Source organism: Clostridium sp. Ade.TY, from assembly GCF_000498355.1.
GTDB lineage: Bacteria > Bacillota > Clostridia > Clostridiales > Clostridiaceae > Clostridium.
The window spans coordinates 74,093-93,808 of record NZ_AVSV01000029.1 but is presented as its reverse complement, the minus strand read 5'-3'; the positions used below and the strand labels follow the sequence as shown (position 1 = coordinate 93,808).

Annotated in this window: 20 protein-coding genes; 12 read left to right on the top strand and 8 right to left on the bottom strand. The window is 24.3% G+C overall.

Annotated features, from left to right (window positions below):
* Positions 1-42: 42 nt before the first annotated feature.
* A complete protein-coding gene (locus tag O212_RS0112005) occupies positions 43-249 on the bottom strand; it encodes a DUF3955 domain-containing protein (protein WP_024615348.1) in 207 nt (68 codons plus the stop codon).
* Between the two features lie 527 nt (positions 250-776).
* Here O212_RS0112005 and ade point away from each other — a divergent pair.
* Positions 777-2,513 carry an adenine deaminase gene (ade, locus tag O212_RS0112000; RefSeq protein ID WP_024615347.1) on the top strand — a complete coding sequence of 579 codons (1,737 nt, stop codon included), beginning with the start codon at positions 777-779 and terminating at the stop codon, positions 2,511-2,513.
* Between the two features lie 118 nt (positions 2,514-2,631).
* The gene (locus O212_RS0111995) at positions 2,632-3,420 is read left to right on the top strand and encodes a hypothetical protein (protein WP_024615346.1); all 789 of its coding nucleotides are present in this window, start codon (positions 2,632-2,634) and stop codon (positions 3,418-3,420) included.
* A 98-nt stretch (positions 3,421-3,518) separates the two neighbouring features.
* Here the strand turns inward: O212_RS0111995 and O212_RS16265 are convergent, their stop codons facing one another.
* The 3 genes from O212_RS16265 to O212_RS0111980 form a co-directional block, all read right to left on the bottom strand.
* Positions 3,519-4,466 carry a permease prefix domain 1-containing protein gene (locus tag O212_RS16265; RefSeq protein WP_024615345.1) on the bottom strand — a complete coding sequence of 316 codons (948 nt, stop codon included), beginning with the start codon at positions 4,464-4,466 and terminating at the stop codon, positions 3,519-3,521.
* Between the two features lie 2 nt (positions 4,467-4,468).
* Positions 4,469-4,804: a PadR family transcriptional regulator gene (locus tag O212_RS0111985; protein WP_024615344.1), complete on the bottom strand. Its 336-nt coding sequence runs from the start codon at positions 4,802-4,804 to the stop codon at positions 4,469-4,471.
* Between the two features lie 242 nt (positions 4,805-5,046).
* Entirely contained in the window at positions 5,047-5,940 is an 894-nt protein-coding gene (locus O212_RS0111980; protein WP_024615343.1) for a multidrug resistance efflux transporter family protein, read from the bottom strand.
* A 124-nt stretch (positions 5,941-6,064) separates the two neighbouring features.
* Here O212_RS0111980 and O212_RS0111975 point away from each other — a divergent pair, with 124 nt between their 5' ends.
* Complete coding sequence (locus O212_RS0111975; RefSeq protein ID WP_024615342.1) at positions 6,065-6,619, top strand: XRE family transcriptional regulator; 555 nt, start codon at positions 6,065-6,067, stop codon at positions 6,617-6,619.
* A 222-nt stretch (positions 6,620-6,841) separates the two neighbouring features.
* On the top strand, positions 6,842-7,453 hold the full coding sequence (locus tag O212_RS0111970; protein ID WP_024615341.1) for a DNA-3-methyladenine glycosylase: 612 nt from the start codon (positions 6,842-6,844) through the stop codon (positions 7,451-7,453).
* 391 nt (positions 7,454-7,844) lie between these two features.
* Here O212_RS0111970 and O212_RS0111965 read toward each other — a convergent pair whose 3' ends face one another.
* Positions 7,845-8,597, bottom strand: coding sequence for an acyl-ACP thioesterase domain-containing protein (locus tag O212_RS0111965; RefSeq protein ID WP_024615340.1), 753 nt, complete (start codon positions 8,595-8,597; stop codon positions 7,845-7,847).
* A 228-nt stretch (positions 8,598-8,825) separates the two neighbouring features.
* Between O212_RS0111965 and O212_RS0111960 the strand changes: the two genes are divergently transcribed.
* The 4 genes from O212_RS0111960 to trpS all read left to right on the top strand — a co-directional run bounded on the left by O212_RS0111960 (position 8,826) and on the right by trpS (position 12,632).
* On the top strand, positions 8,826-9,455 hold the full coding sequence (locus O212_RS0111960; protein ID WP_024615339.1) for an HAD family hydrolase: 630 nt from the start codon (positions 8,826-8,828) through the stop codon (positions 9,453-9,455).
* Positions 9,456-10,436 carry an ROK family protein gene (locus O212_RS0111955; RefSeq protein ID WP_024615338.1) on the top strand — a complete coding sequence of 327 codons (981 nt, stop codon included), beginning with the start codon at positions 9,456-9,458 and terminating at the stop codon, positions 10,434-10,436.
* Positions 10,437-10,456: 20 nt separating this feature from the next.
* Positions 10,457-11,041 carry a sugar O-acetyltransferase gene (locus O212_RS0111950; protein ID WP_024615337.1) on the top strand — a complete coding sequence of 195 codons (585 nt, stop codon included), beginning with the start codon at positions 10,457-10,459 and terminating at the stop codon, positions 11,039-11,041.
* Between the two features lie 574 nt (positions 11,042-11,615).
* Positions 11,616-12,632: a tryptophan--tRNA ligase gene (gene trpS, locus O212_RS0111945; RefSeq protein ID WP_024615336.1), complete on the top strand. Its 1,017-nt coding sequence runs from the start codon at positions 11,616-11,618 to the stop codon at positions 12,630-12,632.
* A gap of 197 nt (positions 12,633-12,829) precedes the next feature.
* Here trpS and O212_RS0111940 read toward each other — a convergent pair whose 3' ends face one another.
* Positions 12,830-13,267: a globin domain-containing protein gene (locus O212_RS0111940; RefSeq protein WP_024615335.1), complete on the bottom strand. Its 438-nt coding sequence runs from the start codon at positions 13,265-13,267 to the stop codon at positions 12,830-12,832.
* A 168-nt stretch (positions 13,268-13,435) separates the two neighbouring features.
* Here O212_RS0111940 and O212_RS0111935 point away from each other — a divergent pair, with 168 nt between their 5' ends.
* Together O212_RS0111935 and O212_RS0111930 are read left to right on the top strand one after the other, a co-directional pair.
* On the top strand, positions 13,436-13,831 hold the full coding sequence (locus O212_RS0111935; protein WP_024615334.1) for an Rrf2 family transcriptional regulator: 396 nt from the start codon (positions 13,436-13,438) through the stop codon (positions 13,829-13,831).
* Positions 13,832-13,867: 36 nt separating this feature from the next.
* The gene (locus O212_RS0111930; protein WP_024615333.1) at positions 13,868-14,629 is read left to right on the top strand and encodes a hypothetical protein; all 762 of its coding nucleotides are present in this window, start codon (positions 13,868-13,870) and stop codon (positions 14,627-14,629) included.
* A 69-nt stretch (positions 14,630-14,698) separates the two neighbouring features.
* On the opposite strand, the gene ric is transcribed toward O212_RS0111930, so the two are convergent.
* Positions 14,699-15,394, bottom strand: a complete 696-nt coding sequence (gene ric / locus O212_RS0111925; RefSeq protein ID WP_024615332.1) for an iron-sulfur cluster repair di-iron protein — start codon at positions 15,392-15,394, stop codon at positions 14,699-14,701.
* Between the two features lie 387 nt (positions 15,395-15,781).
* Between ric and O212_RS0111920 the strand changes: the two genes are divergently transcribed.
* Complete coding sequence (locus O212_RS0111920; protein WP_024615331.1) at positions 15,782-17,242, top strand: protein adenylyltransferase SelO; 1,461 nt, start codon at positions 15,782-15,784, stop codon at positions 17,240-17,242.
* A 416-nt stretch (positions 17,243-17,658) separates the two neighbouring features.
* Positions 17,659-18,900, top strand: coding sequence for a flagellin lysine-N-methylase (fliB, locus tag O212_RS0111915; RefSeq protein WP_024615330.1), 1,242 nt, complete (start codon positions 17,659-17,661; stop codon positions 18,898-18,900).
* 297 nt (positions 18,901-19,197) lie between these two features.
* Here the strand turns inward: fliB and O212_RS0111910 are convergent, their stop codons facing one another.
* The gene (locus O212_RS0111910) at positions 19,198-19,563 is read right to left on the bottom strand and encodes a hypothetical protein (RefSeq protein WP_024615329.1); all 366 of its coding nucleotides are present in this window, start codon (positions 19,561-19,563) and stop codon (positions 19,198-19,200) included.
* Positions 19,564-19,716: the final 153 nt, after the last annotated feature.

Below are 19,716 nucleotides of genomic sequence, written 5' to 3'. Positions count from 1 at the left end.
TGTAACTTTGTTTTAAAGTTACAATTCTTTTTTATTTTAATATTAATATTTAGATTTTTTTATAAAAGTTATTGAGCCTTTTACTATTAATGAAATTAATCCTATAAAGAAAAAAGCAAATCCAATAGGAACTAAGAAAAATGGTTCATGAACAAATCCATTAGAATCTACAGTGGATCCTATAATATTGAAAGAAATAAAGCAAAAAGCACTTAGAATAAATGGTAAAAAGTAATTAATTTTTTTCATATAAAATTCTCCTTTGTTTTTATTATGTTTGTATAATATCATGTGAATTAAATAAAATCAATAAAAATTTATCGTTTATCGATAAATATTTAAATTAAATTGATAAACAATCAGAGTGGACGGATAGCTTTAGAAATGAGAAAATATGTTGGGAATTTTATAGAAACATATTTATAAAATAGAAATATATAATATAAATATTTAAAAACTTTAACAATTTTAAAAAAGCTTTGTATAATTTACAAGGCTTCTTTTTATATATAGTAATAAGAAGTATTTATAGAAATTATTATATTTAAGTTATCGTTTAGTTTATTTATGTAAAGATTGGAAAGTTTTTGTTAAAACTTAATTTGTTAAGTAAAATTTCAAGACTTATTACGGCAATATTTTGTAAAATTAATATAAGTATATATGTTTATCTAAAAATAAAAATTTACTTAAAGCATAGCAAAATAATATATAAACTAATCTTTACTAATATAGGCGTAACTTAAAATTTATTACCTTTGAAGGGAGAGTTAATGATGAAAAAGGAAAGTTTAAAAAATCAAATTAGGAGCTCAACCAAGAAAGAATTAAGTGATTTAGTAATTAAAAATGTAAATGTAATTGATGTATTTCAAAGTGATATATTTACATGTGATGTTGCAATAAGAGATGGTTATATTATTGGACTTGGAGAGTATAGTGGAAAAGAAGAAATAGATGGAACTTCAAAGTATATAGTTCCAGGACTTATTGATGGACATGCTCATATAGAATCTTCCTTAATTACTCCAAATGAATATTATAAGGAAGCTTTAAAACATGGAATAACATCAATAGTAACAGACCCTCATGAAATAGCAAATGTACTTGGAGTAGAAGGCATAAAGGTTATGATGGATTTAAGCTTTGGTTTGCCTTTAGATTTTTATTTTATGATATCATCTTGTGTTCCATCAACAGATTTTGAAGATTCAGGAGCAAGAATAGAAGCAGAAGATTTAAAAGATTTATATCAAAATAAATATGTACTTGGACTTGCTGAAGTTATGAATGGACCTGCAGTTTTTAATTGTGATGATAAAATGTTAAACAAAGTTTTAGAAACTAAAAATAGAAATTTAATTATTGACGGGCATTGTGCAGGTTTTAATGAGGAGATGATAAATAGTTATAGAGTTTGCAATATAAAAACAGATCACGAATGTCATACAACAAAGGAAGTTATAGATAGATTAAGAAGAGGAATGTATGTCCTTATGAGGGAAGGAACTGTAGCAAAAAATTTAAAAGAATTACTAGCTTCAGTTAATATATATAATACAAGAAGATTATGTTTCTGCACAGATGATAAGCATATTGATGATTTAATCAAAAATGGAAGTATAGATAAATCAATAAAAATGGCAATAGATTATGGAGTTAAGAAAGAAACAGCAATACAAATGGCAACATTAAATACAGCTGAATGTTATGGATTAAATAATAAAGGGGCAATAGCACCAGGATATGTTGCAGATTTTATAATATTAGATAATTTAGAGAGTTTCCTTATAAATTCTGTATACAAAAATGGAAAGCTTGTTGTTAAAGATAATGAGCTTATCTATAAAGAGAATAAACTTAAGAAAACCATAAGTATCAAAAATAGTATTAATTTTAAAGAAATTACTTTAGATAATTTGAAAATTGATTTAAAGAATAAACAATATATAAATGTTATAGGGCTTATAAAAAATAGATTAGAGAGTAATCATTTAAAAATAAAAGTGGAAGATTTAGAAAATAAAGAGGAATTTATAAGTAGCACAAAGGATGATTTGTTAAAAGTTGCAGTTATTGAAAGACATAAAGGGAGTGGAGAAGTAGGTCTTGGTATTATAAATGGACTTAAAATTAAAGAGGGTGCAATAGCAACGTCAGTAGCACATGATTCTCATAATATTATTGTTACAGGAACTAATGATAATGATATGATTCTTGCTGTTAATGAACTTAAAAGAATTGGTGGGGGAATTGTTGTTACAAAAAATAATAAAGTCTTAAATTCTGTTCAGCTTGAGTTTGGTGGAATAATTACATTAAGAGATACAAACTATCTTTTAGAAGACCTTGATAATATTCATAAGTCAGTTTTAGAAATAGCTCCAGAAATTGATTTTAATCCATTTTTAACTTTATCATTTTTAGCATTGCCAGTAATTCCAGAACTTAAAATAACAGATAGAGGTTTATTTGATGTAAATAATTTTAAGTTTATTAACGCATCTTATTAAGTGTTATATAATTATGAAATATATATAAAATTTAGGTAAAAAACAATATTTAAAGGATAAGTTTAATTATAATTATAGATAAGAAAACGTTATTTTTAATATAGGAGATGAATTATAGATGGTAGAAAATGATATTAAATATTATTTAAATTTATCCAATGAACCATTTAAATATGATGAATATATAAGAATATTAGAAGATTTAAATGAAATATATAATGATTTTTCCAATAATTTAAAGAGTCAAGCAAAGGTTTATAATATAATAAAAACTACAGATGGTAACGTAACATTAAAACTTATTTCAAACTCTAATAATATAGACTTAAATTTATATCCAAAATATAAAATTGAGTTTAAAGTTGTTGATGATGTAGATGAATATCTAAATAAAACATTTAAAGATAATGTTAGAAAATATGATGCTTCTGACATGAAATTTATAAAAGATGGTGGAGTAATAGTAAAATCTACTCTTAAAGGCTTAGAAAATATTTTAAAAGTGGAGAGGGATACACCTGAAGAATATTATTCATTAGAAGAATATAATTTGGATATTTTTATATCAGAATTTGATAACTTATTAGATGAAATTGATATAAGTGATTTTATAATTTATAGTAAGCAAAAGAAAAACTTTTATGTTTTAGAAAATGGGAATTTTAGAGTTCATAATCTTTATTCACGTTCAGCAGTTAAATATGTTACAGAGCTTATAGAGAGCGTATATGATTTTATAAGAATAACTAGCTGTGAAAGTGTAGAAGAATATTTAGGAAGATTAATAGAACCGTTTGAGGAATCAGAAAATATATTTAATGAAAGAATTCAAGAAATGGTTGATTTAAAAAATAAATTTATGAATTTATTTTTTAGTGAAATAAATGAAAAGTATAATAATCAATAAAAATAGAGATTAATATAAGATATGTAATAAAACCAGTAGAAAAAATTCTACTGGTTTTTTATTCAAAAAATACTATTCAAAAACATAGAGAAATTTACTTAAACAAAAGAAAGACTTTTATTGAAATATTTACTTAGTACTTTAGGTGCAAAATAATTTAAAATAATAAATAATAAAACAGTTGGCATCATTATATCTTTATCAGAAACAAATGTAGCAAAAATAATTATAGTTTCAATTGATAATAAAATTATTTTCTTTTTATCCAGTGAATTATTAAGTATAGATTTTTGAGTATAGTACATTACAGTAAGTATCCATGATAGTGATATAAACAAAAATCCAATATTATTTAATATAAAGTGTAGTGAATTTGATATATCAGAGATACTAAAAATTTGACTTGTTATAATAGAGTTTCTATATGAATCATAATCAGTTTGTTTGTAGTGTACAGTCCAATTGTGTCCCTTACTAGTCATTCCTGATAAGTCATTTTTTATAAGATCAGGTGATACTTCTCTATTAAATTCATATAAAGGTATATTATCTTTTAAAATTGTAATGCTATAAAGTCCATTTTCATATTTATTATTATAGTCATTTAAAATACTATCAAAGCCTTTTTTGTCTTGTTCTGTAATCTCAGCTTTATTTAACACATCTAAAATTCCATTTAAAACATCGCTTGATGTTGTTTCTCTAGTTTTATTAAAATCATCTATAAATTTATTTTCGGCAAAGAATGCAGAAACTTTAAATAATGATCCAACAATAAATAGTATTATACTTATTCTAATTAAAATATTTGTATACTTTTTTTGATTTTTAACTATTGATTTAACATCCTTAGAAACACTTACTTCATCACCAAAAGTTTCAAGTGCAACAGTTATACTATCTTCTTCAGTTAAGCCTTCCTCCATTAAATCTTTAACTTTATCATATAAATGAAGTTTCATTTCTTCTTTTAGAATCTTAGTTTCTTCATCACTTTCATTGACCCCACTATATATTTTATCAATATATTTTTCAATTCTTCCCATACTTATTTCCCCCTCATAAAGTTACTTATAACTTCTTTTAAAACATTCCACTCCCTTGAATTTTTATTGAATACTTCTTTCCCTTCAGAAGTTATAGAGTAGTAGCGACGTCTTCCACCACCAGTACCTGAATTATCATTCCAATAACCCTTTAAATACCCACGTTTTTCTAATCTTTTTAATGAAACATAAAGAGTGGCTTCTTTTATTTCAAATTCATCTTTTGATATTTCTTTAATCTTTTTAAGTATTAAATATCCATACATATCTTCATCATATAATACTGATAAAACAATTGAATCTATGTATCCTTTTAATACCTCCTTATCAAATTCCATATAATATCACCACCTTTTAAAAATAAATATAATTTAAGTAAATGCTTATTTTATAAAACTTTTATATTAATTTAAAATAATCAGTTAGTTTTATAGTAAAACAAATATTTAATAATTTATTTAATAAAGTACTTTATATTATTAAGTATAATTATATTATAAGATATAGTACTTAATAATGTAAAGTACTATTTGTTAAAATAAGGGAACTTTTTTAGTTCCCTTAAATTTTAGATTTTATTTTAAGATATAAGACTATTTAAAATCATTCCAAGAATTATTAAGGCTAGTCCAATTAATCCATTAAAAGATGGAATAGCACCATTTAAAATAATAACTTCACCTATTATAGTAAATAAAACTTCAGCGGATTGAGTTGCTTCAATAACAGCTAACTGATTAAAATTATGTTTAACCATATTTGTAGCTTTAAAGAAAAGTATAGTTGCAATAACTCCAGAGAAAATAGCAACAGAAAATGATTGGAACATTTGATTAGTACTTGGAAGTCCAACATTTTTATAAGCGACAAGAGAGAGTATTAACCAAAATGGAAGGCTACAAAGAGTCATTCCAAAAACTCTTTCAGTAGTACTTAAATCATCCTCGCAAAGCATCATCATTTTTCTGTTTCCTAAAGGATAAGAAAAAGCTGCAATTAAAATAGGGATAATCGATAAAAGTGCTTGAGTAATATTTATATTTTTAGCATGTTCATATTGAATTAAAAATACACCAAAAAGAATAAATAATGATAAAAATAAATTTTTAAGTGGTAATTTACTTTTAAATATTGGTGTTAAAAGTATTCCAGCAACAATTGTTATTTGCCAGCAACCAGCAACAAGCCATGATTCACCATAGTTAGAGGCGAAGGTTAATGGAGCATAAAATAAACCAAATCCAACTGTACTCCATAAAATCCAATACTTTGGATTCCTTTTTATTGAGTTAAATATAACATTAAGTCTATTGTTTTTAAGAACAATTAATAAAAGAATTGGTAACATAAATATGTATCTTAACGATGCGCTCCACATCCAATTTCCACCTGAGATATTCATACTTTTATTTAGAACAAAGGTAAAGGAAAAAAATACAGAAGCTAAGATACCATAGGTTAAAGCCTTTTTCATTATAAAGTCTCCTTTTAAAATACGATTAATATGTACAATATATTGTATAATAGTATTATATAATATAAAAAGTTTTTGGACAATAAATGATACAAAAGTGTAATATATTACACGAGGAGGAACTATGGAAAATTTAAACTTTATTATTGGAGAAAATTTAAAAAGTATAAGAAAGAAAAGAAATTTAAGCCTTGATGATGTAGCAAGCTTAACTGGAGTAAGTAAAGCTATGATAGGTCAAATTGAACGTGGAAAGTCTAACCCTACAGTATCAACTTTATGGAAAATAGCAACAGGATTAAAAATTCCATTTTCATTCTTTATGGAAAATAAGTCTGTAAATTATGAAGTTATAAATTGTTATGATATACAACCAATTTTGGAAGAAGATAATAAGATGAAGATATATACTATTTTCCCTTTTGACACAAAAAATAATTTTGAAATATTAACTATAGATTTAGAAGAAGATTGTGTACATTCATCACCTAAGCATGATGATTTTGTGGAAGAATATATAATTGTAACAGAAGGTACTTTGGAGATGGAATTTGAAGGTGAAAAAGTAGAACTTAAAAAAGGAAGTAGTATAAGATTTTCAGCAAATATAAATCATACATATAGAAATAATGAAAAAGAGAAATGTACATTTCAAAACATTATAGTTTATGGAAAATAAATTAATATTTATGATAAAGAAACCATTTATATTATTCTGAAAGAGTTTGTTTATCATTTTAATTAGTTCAGTATTAATTTAATAGTGGATTTTAAAATTTTTTAAATTTATTATTATAAATACAATAAAGTTTTATAATAAAGATAAACATAAGTTATATGTATGTATAGGTATAGTAAATTATCCAATAATAAATTTATATATTTAAATAGGAGAATTATTATGTTGTTAGATAAAGATTATTTTCAAAAAGACGCATTATATTTAGCAAAAGATTTACTTGGAAAAGTTTTAGTTAGAGAAATTGATGGAAAAGTAATAAAGTCAAGAATTGTTGAAACAGAAGCTTATATTGGAAAAGGGGATAAAGCTTGCCATGCTTACAATGGAAGAAGAACTAAAAGAACAGAAACTCTTTATTTAGAAGGTGGAGTAGCTTATATTTATCTCATATATGGTATGTATAATTGCTTAAATGTAGTTACAGGAATAAAAGAGGAAGCAGAGGCTGTGTTAATTAGGGCATTAGAGCCTTTAAGTGAAATAGACTATATTTCTAATAATAGATTTAATAAAAGTTATGAAGAACTTACAAAGGCACAAAAATTAGCTCTTACAAATGGTCCAGGGAAGTTATGCAAAGCTTTATCTATAGAAAGAGATTTAAATGAAACTAAGCTTTATGAAAAAGGAAGTCTGTATTTAATTGATGATGGATTTAAAGATTTTAATATAGTAGAAACTAAAAGAATAGGCATTGATTATGCAGAGGAAGCTATAGATTTTCCGTGGAGATTTTATATTGAAGGAAATAAATATATTTCTAAAAAATAAATTTTTAAATAAATAGTTTATATTGCCTTTACATAAGAGGAATATTTTCTATGTATTTTTCTATAAAAAACTTGAGATTTCGTAAGGGTTTTTTATAAATTTTTTAACTATTTCACCCTAAAATAAAGTCATAGTATTTTTAAGGAGTTGAATAAATGGAAAACTCAATAAAAGTTAGTTTATAAAATTTATAGTAGACTAATTATGAAAAATACAGTTTAACAATAAAACCAGTAGAAATATTGAATTCTACTGGTTATTTTATGTAAAAAAGCTTAAATATAAATAATTATATTTTAAAAATGGACTAATTTTTTTTATATAATTTAGTAAATCATATCCTTATAAATAAATATTTTTATATAACTTATTAAATTATAAATTTAAAATATTATTTCTTTTTCCATACAAATTGTACTTTAGTAAGTAACTTACCTGTATTATTGCTTGTAATAGTATGAACAGTTGTAATTTCACTATCTTCATCATTAATTATTTGGGATGAAATATGTAAAGTGTCCCCATCAGTTGTTTCTTTTTTAAATAAAACTTTGATATTAAATAAGTTATAATCATTTAAAATATGTCTTGGTAAAGTATCCATAGCCATTTCCATATATCTAACATTATTTACATGACCATTAGAATCTATATCACTATATCTAATTGGATATTCTTTTATAAAATCTTCATTTATAACTTCTTTGATATCATCTAAAGGTGGAACTTCTTTTAATTCACCTTCTATGCCATAAACTTCACATTGATCCTTTGATATTTTCATAGGACGTCTCTTTTCAAAATCTATTAATATAGCAGTTGAAGTAACTTCTCCTATAATTTTTCCATCAGAATTTTTTATAGTATTTTTTCTGTAACCATAGAATTTTTTTGTTCCTAAAACTTTAGTATCAACAGTTATAATATCTCTAAATTTAGGATATTCGTATATTTTCATATCATACTTTAAAAGAACCCAAACACATTGATTGTGTACAAAGCCTTCTTTAGTTTCTCCTAAATAGTCAGATTGAGCTATAACAACATCCCATAAATAATCAACTAAGGTTGAAAATTTGCAATTATGTTCAGTATCAACATCAAAAGCATTTATTTTATATTGTTTTTCAAAAGCTGTACTCAAAGTAAATTGCCTCCTTGGTTTAATTTAGTAGTTAACTATAATAAATATTATAGCATAACTTAAAAAATATATATTTCATAAAAATATATATTTAAAAATATGAATTTTAAATTTTATAAAATATTTTAAGGATATTTGCTTTAGGGAGATTTTATTCCATGGTATACTTTTGTTATAAACTTTTAAAAGTTTATAACAAAAGTATAGGGAAGGATGGAGAATATTAAAATGAAAAAGTATAAAGGAATAATTTTTGATTTAGATGGGACAATGTTAGATACAGAGGAAATGAATATTATCCCTTTGCAAAGATTAATTAAAGAAGAACTAAACAAAGAAATATCATATGATGATTTATTAGTTTATAGAGCTTATCCTGGGAAAAAGACATTAGAATTATTAGGATTTGCTGATATTGAAAAATCATATTCAAAGTGGGTTAAGTATGTTAATGAATATGAAAATGGTGCAAAGTTATATGATGGATTTGAAGAAGTAATAAAACGTATATATGAAAATGGAGTTTTATGTGGTATATCTAGCTCTAAAACAAAGGATCAATATGAAATAGATTTTTTAAAAACAGGATTACAAAAATATATGAAAAGTGTTGTTTTAGAAGAAGATACAGAGAAGCATAAGCCACATCCAGAGCCATTATTAAAAGCAATTGAATTATTAAATATAAAACCTGAAGAAGCTATATATGTTGGCGATACTATTGCTGATTATAAAGCAAGTAAAGTTTCAGGTATGGATTTTGCCTTTGCATTATGGGGAGCTACTGATATTAATGGAATACAAGCAGATTATGATTTAAATGAACCAAAAGATTTATTGGAGGTACTTGGAATATAAATGAATAATATATTAGGAAAACCAGCAACATTAAAAGAAATTAATAAATCACTAATAATTAAATGCATAAAATCAAAAGAATCAGTTACAAGAGCAGATATTGTAGAAGCTACTAAAATTAGTCATACAACTGTAAGGAATATTTTAAATGAACTTATAGAGAATGAAGAAATAGTTAGTGTTGGATTAGATAATTCAAGTGGTGGACGAAGAGCTGAAAGGTATAAGATAAATGCAAATAAAAATTGTATAATTGCGGCTACAATTGAGGATAAAAAGATACATTATAGAGTAGTAAATATTATTGGTGAAATTCTTGAAGAGAATAGTAGTGATATAAAATCAAAGGATGATAACGAAGGAATATTTAACACATTTGATATAATTTTTAATAATTATAATAATATTAAATATATAGGAATTAATGTACCTGGTATTGTTACGGATAAAGGATATATTAATGGATTATGTGTAAATGATTGGAGAGAGATTTGTTTAAAAGAGCAGATAAAAACAAAATATAATATTCCATGTATATTAGAAAATGACTTAAATGCTGTTGCTATTGGATACTATAAGAATAATAAAGAAAGTGCAAATATGATTTATTTAAGTTTTACAGACTTAGGAGTAGGTGCTGGAATTGTAATAAACGGTAAAGTTTATAAGGGATATAATGGGTTTGCAGGTGAAGTTGGAGTAATTCCTATTGATGATTCTTATTTAAATGAAATAGTACTTGGAAATTATAACGATAAAAAATATATTGATGCTATAGTAAAAGTATTAAAAATAATATCTAGTTTATTAAATCCTAAAACAGTTGTATTAAGTGGAGAAAAGTTAAGGTATAGCCTTAAAGATAAAATAATAAATGAATATGAAAAACAGTTTAATATTAAGTCTAATATTATGTTTGTTCATAATGAAAGTAATTATGGGTTATTGGGGATTACAGAATTAATTTTAGAAAAAATATAAAGTTAGAGAGGGAAAATATTATGACTGAAAGAGAAAAGATGTTATCAGGTCAGCTTTATGATTGTGGAGATGAGGAGTTAATTACACAATGGCATAAGGCAAAAAACTTAATTAGAGAGTATAATAATTTCTTATCAGAGGATAAAGATAAAAAAGATAGTATACTTAATAATTTACTAGGTGGTAGAGGGGAAAATCTTTGGATTACGCAACCTTTTTATGTTGATTATGGTAATAATATATATTTTGGGGATAATTGCGAAGTAAATATGAATTGCACTTTTTTGGATGATAATAAAATCATAATAGGTGATAATGCATTAATAGCTCCAAATGTTCAAATATATACTGCTTTTCATCCAACAAATGCAAAGGATAGATTTGGAGAAACAAAAGCTGATGGTTCTTTTGAGTTTTGCAAGACTATTACAGCTCCTGTTGTTATTGGAAATAATGTATGGATTGGTGGGGGTACAATTATTATGCCTGGAATAACTATTGGTGATAATGTTGTAATAGGTGCTGGAAGTGTTGTAACAAAAGATATTCCATCAAATAAGATTGCATATGGTAATCCATGTAGGGTTGTTAGAGATAATATATAATTAAAGTAAAGATGTGTATTAAATAATATAATTACAAATTTTTTATTAAGTAAATTGTAAAATATTATATTTTATAAAGAAAAATTTAAAATTTTGATTTATAATAAAAATATAATTTAATTTAATAAAATCCTTTGATAAGGAGTAGTAACTAAATTTAGGTTCAATAAAGAGAGCTTTGGATGGTGGAATCATAGCAAGAATAGATTTAGTGAATGGACCTTTGAGGAACAAAGAGAAATTTTATTTTAATATATTTTTAAAAATAAAAAAGTATCAGAGTGGTAGGCTGCACCTTATAGCAGATAGAGTATGTTAGTACTTGAAATTGAGTGGTATAGTTTGAATTTTAATCTATACAATTTAGGTGGCAACACGGATATTATCTTCGTCCTATTTTTTTAGGACGGAGTTTTTTTATTTTATAAAACTTTTTTAATTTAAAGTTATATTTTAAAGTCTAGATAAAAATTTAAAATAACTTAAAACATAGCTTAAATTAAAATTATATATTAAAGTAAAGATTTTTCTAATATAGCTTAATTTAAAAAATATATTTAAGGAGATGGAATTAATGAGTAAAGAAATAATATTAACAGGGGACAGACCAACAGGAAAACTTCATATAGGACATTATGTTGGGTCTTTAACTAACAGAGTACAATTACAAGAATGCGGAAAATATGATACTTATATAATGATTGCAGACCAACAAGCATTAACAGATAATGCTAGAAATCCAGAAAAAATAAGAAATAGTTTAATTGAAGTAGCTCTTGATTATTTATCAGTTGGAATAGATCCAAAAAAATCAACTATATTTGTACAATCACAAATACCAGAATTAAATGAATTAACTATGCATTATTTAAATTTAGTTACTGTTTCAAGACTTGAGAGAAATCCAACAGTTAAAAATGAAATAAAAGATAAAAATTTCAATATGAGTATTCCAGCAGGATTTTTAATTTATCCAGTAAGCCAAGCTGCAGATATAACAGCATTTAAAGCAACTGTTGTTCCAGTTGGAGAAGATCAATTACCTATGATTGAACAGACAAGAGAAATAGTTAGAACATTTAATCAGACATATAACAAGGAGATTTTACTTGAACCAAGGGCTGTACTTCCTAAGAAAGGCTTAGGTAGATTACCTGGTATAGATGGAAATGTTAAAATGGGTAAATCTTTAAATAATGCAATATATTTATCTGATGATGAAGATACTATAAAGAAAAAAATAATGTCTATGTATACAGACCCAAATCATATAAGAGTAGAAGATCCAGGTAATGTTAAAGATAATCCAGTATTTACATACTTAGATGCTTTTTGTGAAGATAAAATAACATTAGAAAATATGAAAAGCCATTATGAAAAAGGTGGACTTGGCGATGTTAAAATAAAAAAATATTTAAATGAAGTTATGCAAGAGAAGTTAAGACCAATAAGAGAGAGAAGAAGAGAGTATGAAAAAAATATTGATTATGTTTATAGCATTTTAAAAGATGGTAGTGAAAAGGCTAGAGGTATAGCAAGTAATACATTAACTGAAGTTAGAGATGCTATAGGAATAAATTATTTTAAATAATAAAATAATTTAATTAAAAGAAATATTAGAAGTTTTATAAATAAAAAGAATTTAAATTTAGAAGTAATATTACTTTTTTATAAAAAATAAAAGCTAAGAGAGAAATGATAGTAAAAGGTAAATTTATAGGTTTATACTCTCTTAGCTTTTTAGTATTATTAGTTTATAAAAATGCTTTTTAAATTTATAAATTTGGATTAATTTTTATTAGCGTATATATCTTTTTCTACATCTATAAATATTTTTGCAATAACTCCATAGGCTTGTCCCCAAGCTTCTAATACTTCAGCTGTTGCAGTATCTCCTAAAACATCTTTAATTGCCCTTAAAAGATTTTCTCCAACTATTGGATAATGTTCTTTTTTAATATTAGCATTACAATGTTTTTCTCCAATCTTTTGTACTACTGGAAGTAAAACTTCTAAGTTATCTATATTTTCAGCTGCAGCTAAAATAGTCATAGCTAAAGCTTTTGGTTGTTTACCTGATTTTTGTCTATCCATATTAAATAATGGTTTAACTTCTGGATTATTTTCAAACATATTTTTATAAAAAGTTGTAGTAATTTCTAATCCATGTTCCTTTAATGAAGGAACTGTACTTTTAATTATATTTATTGTTTGTTGATCTAACATATAAAAATCTCCCTTTCGACACCTATTATCCAAGGATAATTATTATCAATTACTTTATGAAATAAATATAGCATAATAAAATAAAATGTGCAAGTAAAATGCATATTTTATTTTGTATGTTAATTTTGTTATAATTTTAATTAGATTTAATACTAAAGGAGAGAAAAAATGCAGTTATCAAAGTTTACAGATTATGCTTTTAGAATGTTAATATATTTAGCAAAAAATAAAGATAAAAATTCTGTAGTAGATGAAATGGCAAATGAACTTAATATACCAAAACATCATTTAAAGAAAATAGTTAATAAACTTGCAAAGACAGAATATATAATATCTCTAAAAGGAAGAAATGGTGGACTTAAGTTAGGTCTTGAGCCAAAAGAAATAAATTTAGGAAATATATTAATTTTAACAGAAGAAAATTTGAATTTAGTTGCTTGTATGGGAAATAGTGATATATGTCCACTAATGAAAGAGGATTGTAAGTTAAAAGGGATTATATCAAAATCTTTAAATGAATTTGTTAAGGAAATGAGTAAATTTACTTTAGAAGATATATTATAAAGTTTTATTTTAATAATTAACTTGGAGATGATTTTTATGAAGAAAACATTGTACGATTATATAGATATAATAAAAAAGTTGCCTTTAAAAAATAAGTATACAAAAGAGAAACTTTTAACTAAGGATTTTTTAATAGAAAAAGAAGATAATATAGAAATATATTACGCTCCACATAATGAGTACATGAATGAAAAAGCAAAAGTATTTATAATTGGGATAACCCCAGGATTTCAACAAATGAGTACAGCAATAGCTGAGGCTAGAAAAGAACTAGAAATAACAGATAATATAGAAGAAATTCAATATAAATGCAAAGTAGCAGGCAGATTTAGTGGTTCTTTAAGAAAAAATATAATTAAAATGTTAGATGAAATAGAACTTAATAAAGCTTTAAATATAAATAGTACAGAAGAGTTATTTTATGAAAAAGATTATTTATTACATACAGTATCTTTGATTCCTTATTCTGTTTTTGTAAAAAAACAAAATTATTCAGGTCATACTCCGAAATTAATTAAAAGTGAGTTTTTAATGAAATATGTTTATGATAACTTTATAAATGAATTAAAGAGTTTAAATAATTTTGAAAATATATTATTAATACCTCTTGGAAGAGCAGTAGAAGAAGTTTTAGTTAAATTAGAAGATGATGGAATAATAAATAAAAATCAAATTCTTAAAGGATTTCCACATCCTTCAGGGGCTAATGTTAATAGAGTAAAGCAACTTGAAGAAAATAAGGAAGAGTTAACTGAATTTATTTTAAATTGGAGTAAAACAAAATATATAAATAAGTAAATATATAAAAAAAGAAGTTAATTAAGGAAAAAAGTGATAGTTTTAAAGCTATCACTTTTTATTTATATACTAAATCATTTTAAATAAAATACTATTTTCCTTATGAATATGAACATATAAATCTTTTTCAAGTTCTTGAAGCTTCATATAAACTAATTTGAAAGTCGTACATGCCCATTCAGGTAATTTGTATCCGTTAGTTTCTCTATAAAGGTCTTGTAATATATGACCTGCCCCTCTATGTTCACTTTCAATTATTCCAATGTATTCAAAGATTTTATCTCTAGTTTTTAAATCTTTAGTTTCTACATATTCAGCTATTCTTGGGAACAATTCATTTTCCTCTTTAATTAAATGTTCTTCAAGCTCTAATTTTAATTCTCCAAATAATTTATGAATAACTAATAATTGTTCAGGAGCATGATTATAATGTACTCTTGTTATTTTTAATATTAATTCATCTAATTCTTTTAAAATATTAAATGTAAAGTTGTGATGTGTTTCAACTATATGATTTATTAAATCTCTTGGATCTTCTTTTCTCCAATCTACATATATTTCATTAGAATTTAAAAACTCATTATAATCATTGTTTAGTGATTTAATAAATTCATTATCATTTATATCTATATCGCTTAAAGCTTCAACTAAAGTTCTATTTCCATGGCAGCAGTAATCTATTCCATATTCATTAAATTTTCTTGCAGCACCTGGATATTCAGCAACTATATCTCCTAATTTTTGTTCTAATTTTAATTGTTTCATAAAAAATCAACTCCTAATTTGTTAAGTCTGTTTTGTATGAGTTAATAATAATTAATTTATGAAACATTTAATATGATTCAAATCAAAAAATATATTTAACATAAATTTATTAAATATTATTATGCACTTTAATTTTAATAAAATAGAAAGATTATATTGATTATTGCACATAATAATGTATTATAAGTATAAAGATAAAAGATAATTATTATTAAAAGATAAAAATTACAATCAGTCCATTAATCATATAAGAAAATTAATATTCATATATGGTGAACTGATGATAAATTTATTAAACATATTATAAGGTTAAAATCTTATAATATGAAAGGAGGGAGGATTTAGTAACGAGTTAGTTATACTAATACTTGGGACTAAAAATAATTTATGAATATAGAAAATACAGGTTTTAATATAGAAAATAGTTATTTAAAACTTAAAAATAAGTTTTTTACTATACAAAACCCAAGTCATGTACCTAAGCCTAAGTTAGTTATATTTAATGATAAGATATCAGAGGAGTTAGGATTAAATACTGATATTTTAAAAAGTGATTATGGATTAAATATATTGTCAGGGAATGAAAATATAAAAGGGTCAACACCTATTGCTCAAGCTTATGCTGGACATCAATTTGGACATTTTACTATGTTAGGGGATGGAAGAGCAGTTTTAATTGGAGAGCATATAACACCTGATGGTGAAAGGTTTGATATTCAGCTTAAAGGAGCAGGAAGAACACCTTATTCAAGAGGTGGAGATGGAAAGGCGACTCTTGGTCCAATGCTTAGAGAATATATTATAAGTGAAGCAATGGCTGGGCTTAACATCCAAACAACTCGTAGCTTAGCAGTAGTTACAACTGGAGAAAAAATAGTTCGTGAAGAATACTTAGAAGGGGCTATTTTAACAAGAGTAGCAAAAAGTCATATTCGTGTTGGAACATTTCAGTATATTTCTAATTTTGGAACAGTTAAAGAGCTTAAAGATTTAGCAGATTATACTTTAAATAGACATTTTAAAGAAGGATTAAATAAAGAAAATTCTTATGTTTATTTATTAGAAGAAGTTATAAAAAAACAAGCAAAACTTATTTCTAAGTGGCAGTTAGTTGGATTTATTCATGGTGTTATGAATACTGATAATATGACAATTAGTGGAGAAACAATAGATTATGGCCCTTGTGCTTTTATGGATATTTATAATCCAGAGACAGTATTTAGTTCAATAGATGTATCTGGAAGATATGCTTATGGAAATCAACCAAACATTGGAGGATGGAATCTTGCAAGATTTGCTGAAAGCTTACTACCACTTATTCATCCAAATAAAGAAGAAGCTATCAATATAGCTCAGGATGTAATTTCAAAATATCCAAATATTTATAAGGAATTTTGGCTTGATGGTATGAGAAAAAAACTTGGACTTTTTACTAAAGAAGAGGAAGATGAAACTTTAATAGATTATCTTTTAAGTATAATGTATAAATACAAAGCTGATTATACTAACACTTTTATAGCATTAACATTTGATAAAGTAGAAGAGGATATTTTTACTAAAGAAGAGTTTAAAAACTTTTATAAATTGTGGAAAGATAGATTAAAGAGACAAGATAATTCTAAGGAAGAAGTAATTAATCTTATGAAAAATAATAATCCAGCAGTAATTCCACGTAATTATAGAGTTGAAGAAGCACTAAAGGCAGCAACAGAAAATGGGGATTATAGTGTAATGGATAATTTAATGAAAGCTTTAAAAAATCCATATGCACATACTAAAGAACAAGAATATTATGCTAAGTTACAAGAAAAGGTAAATTGTAATTATAAAACTTATTGTGGAACATAAAGTATATAAATATATTTTAATTTATATTACAAAAAATTTTAGATTTAAATATTAATATTAAATAATTAAGGGGCTGTCTCAAAATAGACAGCCTTCTTTCATTTAACTTATACTTTAAAAATATTACAAATATTGTGCAAAAAAATAATAAGAAGGTTAGAATATATTTTTCTTATATTATTTATTTTATTCAGTTTTTATATAATTCTACTTAAAAATTTCGATTTTGATACAACTCTTTTAGTTTTAAAAAATACTTTATTATGAAAATAAAATTGTTGATGTATAATTAAATAATAAGTTTATGAGAGAAAGATAGATTAATTTATGATTTTTAAACGTGTATTATTTTTATTTTTATAAAATTTATGTAAAATATAAATAGAAAAATTTTAGAGTGTAGAGGAAGTAAAAAGATGGGAACAAATATAAAAAAGAGATATCCAACCTATTTAGAAGAATTTAAATGTATAGGTGGTGCATGTGAAGATAGTTGTTGCATTGGATGGAATATAGATATAGATAAAATAACTTTTAGACAATATTATAAAGTTAAAGATCAGGAAATGAAGAGAATGTTCCAAAAAAATGTACACAATAATGAATATAAAACAAGTGATGATGTAGACTACGGACAGGTAAAATTAAAAAAAGATAAGAGATGTCCATTTTTAGATGAAAAAAATTATTGTGTAATTCAATCAAATTTAGGAGAAGAATATCTTTCAAATGTTTGTACATCTTTTCCAAGAATATTAAATAAAATAGATGGAATTTATGAAATGTCACTTGATGTATCTTGTCCAGAAGCTGCAAGAATACTTTTATTAAGAGAAGATGGAATTAAGTTTTCAGAGTCAGAAGAGGTTTTAGGCAAACATATAATATCAAGTGAAGTTAATACAGGTGATAAAATATTTAATAATTCACCAGTAAAATATTTTAAAGAAATAAGAGATTTAAGCATAAAAATAATTCAAAATAGAAAATTTGATATAAATGAAAGACTTTACATATTAGGTGAATTTATAAGTTCATTAGAGGAAGAGGTTTCTTATAATTTTAAAGGTGTAAAACAATTTATAAATAATTATGATATAAATAAAATGAATGATTATTATGGAAAAGATAATATGAGCTATATTATATCTTTGGATTTTTTCCAAAAGGTAATGAAGTTTTTTAAGAACTTTAGAGATGTAGATAGTAAGTTATTTAAAGAGCATACAGAAGATATAATTAAATCTTTTAAACTTAATGAAGAAGATAACTTAAGTAAGTATTCTAAAGATTATATAAAAGTTTTTGAAGATTATAATAAAGAGTTTTTAGATAAAAATAGCTATATTTTTGAAAATTATATAGTTAATTTTATTTATAATTATATGTTCCCATTTTCAGAAAATGATTCAATGTTTGATGGATATATTATGCTTTTAATGAGATATTCACTTATAAGATTTTATTTAGTTGGTATGTATTTAAAAAATGGAACTGATTCAAAAGAAAATGTTGTTAAGTTTATTCAACTGTTTTCAAAGGGACTTGGACACCATAAAGATTATTTAATAGATATGCTAAAGTATATTAAGGAAAAGGAATTTGATAATTTGGAGTTTTGTAAAAATCATTTAGGAATAGATAGTTTGGGACTTTAAGGATTAGGTATATAAGCTTTTTGTAAAAGAAGTAATTTTATGTAGTTACTTTTGTTTTTTGATTAGTGTTAAATTATAGGAATTAGATAGTAATAGAACTCTATTTGTATTGATTATATTAAACTAGTGGTAAAGTTTTAAGCGTGAATATTAAATTGATAATTAATTGCTCATTTGATATATTTTTGAAGAATGGAATGAAGTTAATAGAATTAATAATAGTGAATTCTATTACAAGTAAATGATGTTATTATTAAAATTGTAAGTTGACGAGGTTCATATAACCTCGTCAATATCCTAAACTAATGTTATTTCAACCTCTGTATCTGATAGCCATTCAACTCTAACTGTATTACCAGGAATAGCATTTAAATGCCCTTTCAAATATCTACCAAGATGTCTTAATCCATTAGCACTAGTTAAATTTTTCCCGTATATACCATTAGTACCTTGAGTACCAGTAGCTTTAACAGTAAAATCTTGTCCATGTACATTAAATTCAGTACAATTATTAAGTAAGTTTAAACGCATAGCTGTATCCATTGTTATGGGTATATATACTTCATCAGGATGTCTATTTCTAGAACCATCTCTACTAACAGTTCCCCAATTTAAATGCACATCATGTAAGTCAACAGTAAAAAAATCACCAGTAGTTGCCATAATAAATATCATCCTTTCTTTATTTAATTATAATTAAATAATATAACTAATAACATAAAAAGTAAATATATGAATTTAAGGAATAATTTTAAAAATCAATGTGTAAGATATAAATAAAATAATACGAAAAACATTGTTAAAATTGCAGCAATA

Bases quoted from the DNA above. Each gene is read 5' to 3' on its own strand.
- O212_RS0112005 (WP_024615348.1), bottom strand. From the start codon at position 249: ATGAAAAAAATTAATTACTTTTTACCATTTATTCTAAGTGCTTTTTGC.
- ade (WP_024615347.1), top strand. From the start codon at position 777: ATGAAAAAGGAAAGTTTAAAAAATCAAATTAGGAGCTCAACCAAGAAA.
- O212_RS0111995 (WP_024615346.1), top strand. From the start codon at position 2,632: ATGGTAGAAAATGATATTAAATATTATTTAAATTTATCCAATGAACCA.
- O212_RS16265 (WP_024615345.1), bottom strand. From the start codon at position 4,466: ATGGGAAGAATTGAAAAATATATTGATAAAATATATAGTGGGGTCAAT.
- O212_RS0111985 (WP_024615344.1), bottom strand. From the start codon at position 4,804: ATGGAATTTGATAAGGAGGTATTAAAAGGATACATAGATTCAATTGTT.
- O212_RS0111980 (WP_024615343.1), bottom strand. From the start codon at position 5,940: ATGAAAAAGGCTTTAACCTATGGTATCTTAGCTTCTGTATTTTTTTCC.
- O212_RS0111975 (WP_024615342.1), top strand. From the start codon at position 6,065: ATGGAAAATTTAAACTTTATTATTGGAGAAAATTTAAAAAGTATAAGA.
- O212_RS0111970 (WP_024615341.1), top strand. From the start codon at position 6,842: ATGTTGTTAGATAAAGATTATTTTCAAAAAGACGCATTATATTTAGCA.
- O212_RS0111960 (WP_024615339.1), top strand. From the start codon at position 8,826: ATGAAAAAGTATAAAGGAATAATTTTTGATTTAGATGGGACAATGTTA.
- O212_RS0111955 (WP_024615338.1), top strand. From the start codon at position 9,456: ATGAATAATATATTAGGAAAACCAGCAACATTAAAAGAAATTAATAAA.
- O212_RS0111950 (WP_024615337.1), top strand. From the start codon at position 10,457: ATGACTGAAAGAGAAAAGATGTTATCAGGTCAGCTTTATGATTGTGGA.
- trpS (WP_024615336.1), top strand. From the start codon at position 11,616: ATGAGTAAAGAAATAATATTAACAGGGGACAGACCAACAGGAAAACTT.
- O212_RS0111940 (WP_024615335.1), bottom strand. From the start codon at position 13,267: ATGTTAGATCAACAAACAATAAATATAATTAAAAGTACAGTTCCTTCA.
- O212_RS0111935 (WP_024615334.1), top strand. From the start codon at position 13,436: ATGCAGTTATCAAAGTTTACAGATTATGCTTTTAGAATGTTAATATAT.
- O212_RS0111930 (WP_024615333.1), top strand. From the start codon at position 13,868: ATGAAGAAAACATTGTACGATTATATAGATATAATAAAAAAGTTGCCT.
- ric (WP_024615332.1), bottom strand. From the start codon at position 15,394: ATGAAACAATTAAAATTAGAACAAAAATTAGGAGATATAGTTGCTGAA.
- O212_RS0111920 (WP_024615331.1), top strand. From the start codon at position 15,782: ATGAATATAGAAAATACAGGTTTTAATATAGAAAATAGTTATTTAAAA.
- fliB (WP_024615330.1), top strand. From the start codon at position 17,659: ATGGGAACAAATATAAAAAAGAGATATCCAACCTATTTAGAAGAATTT.
- O212_RS0111910 (WP_024615329.1), bottom strand. From the start codon at position 19,563: ATGGCAACTACTGGTGATTTTTTTACTGTTGACTTACATGATGTGCAT.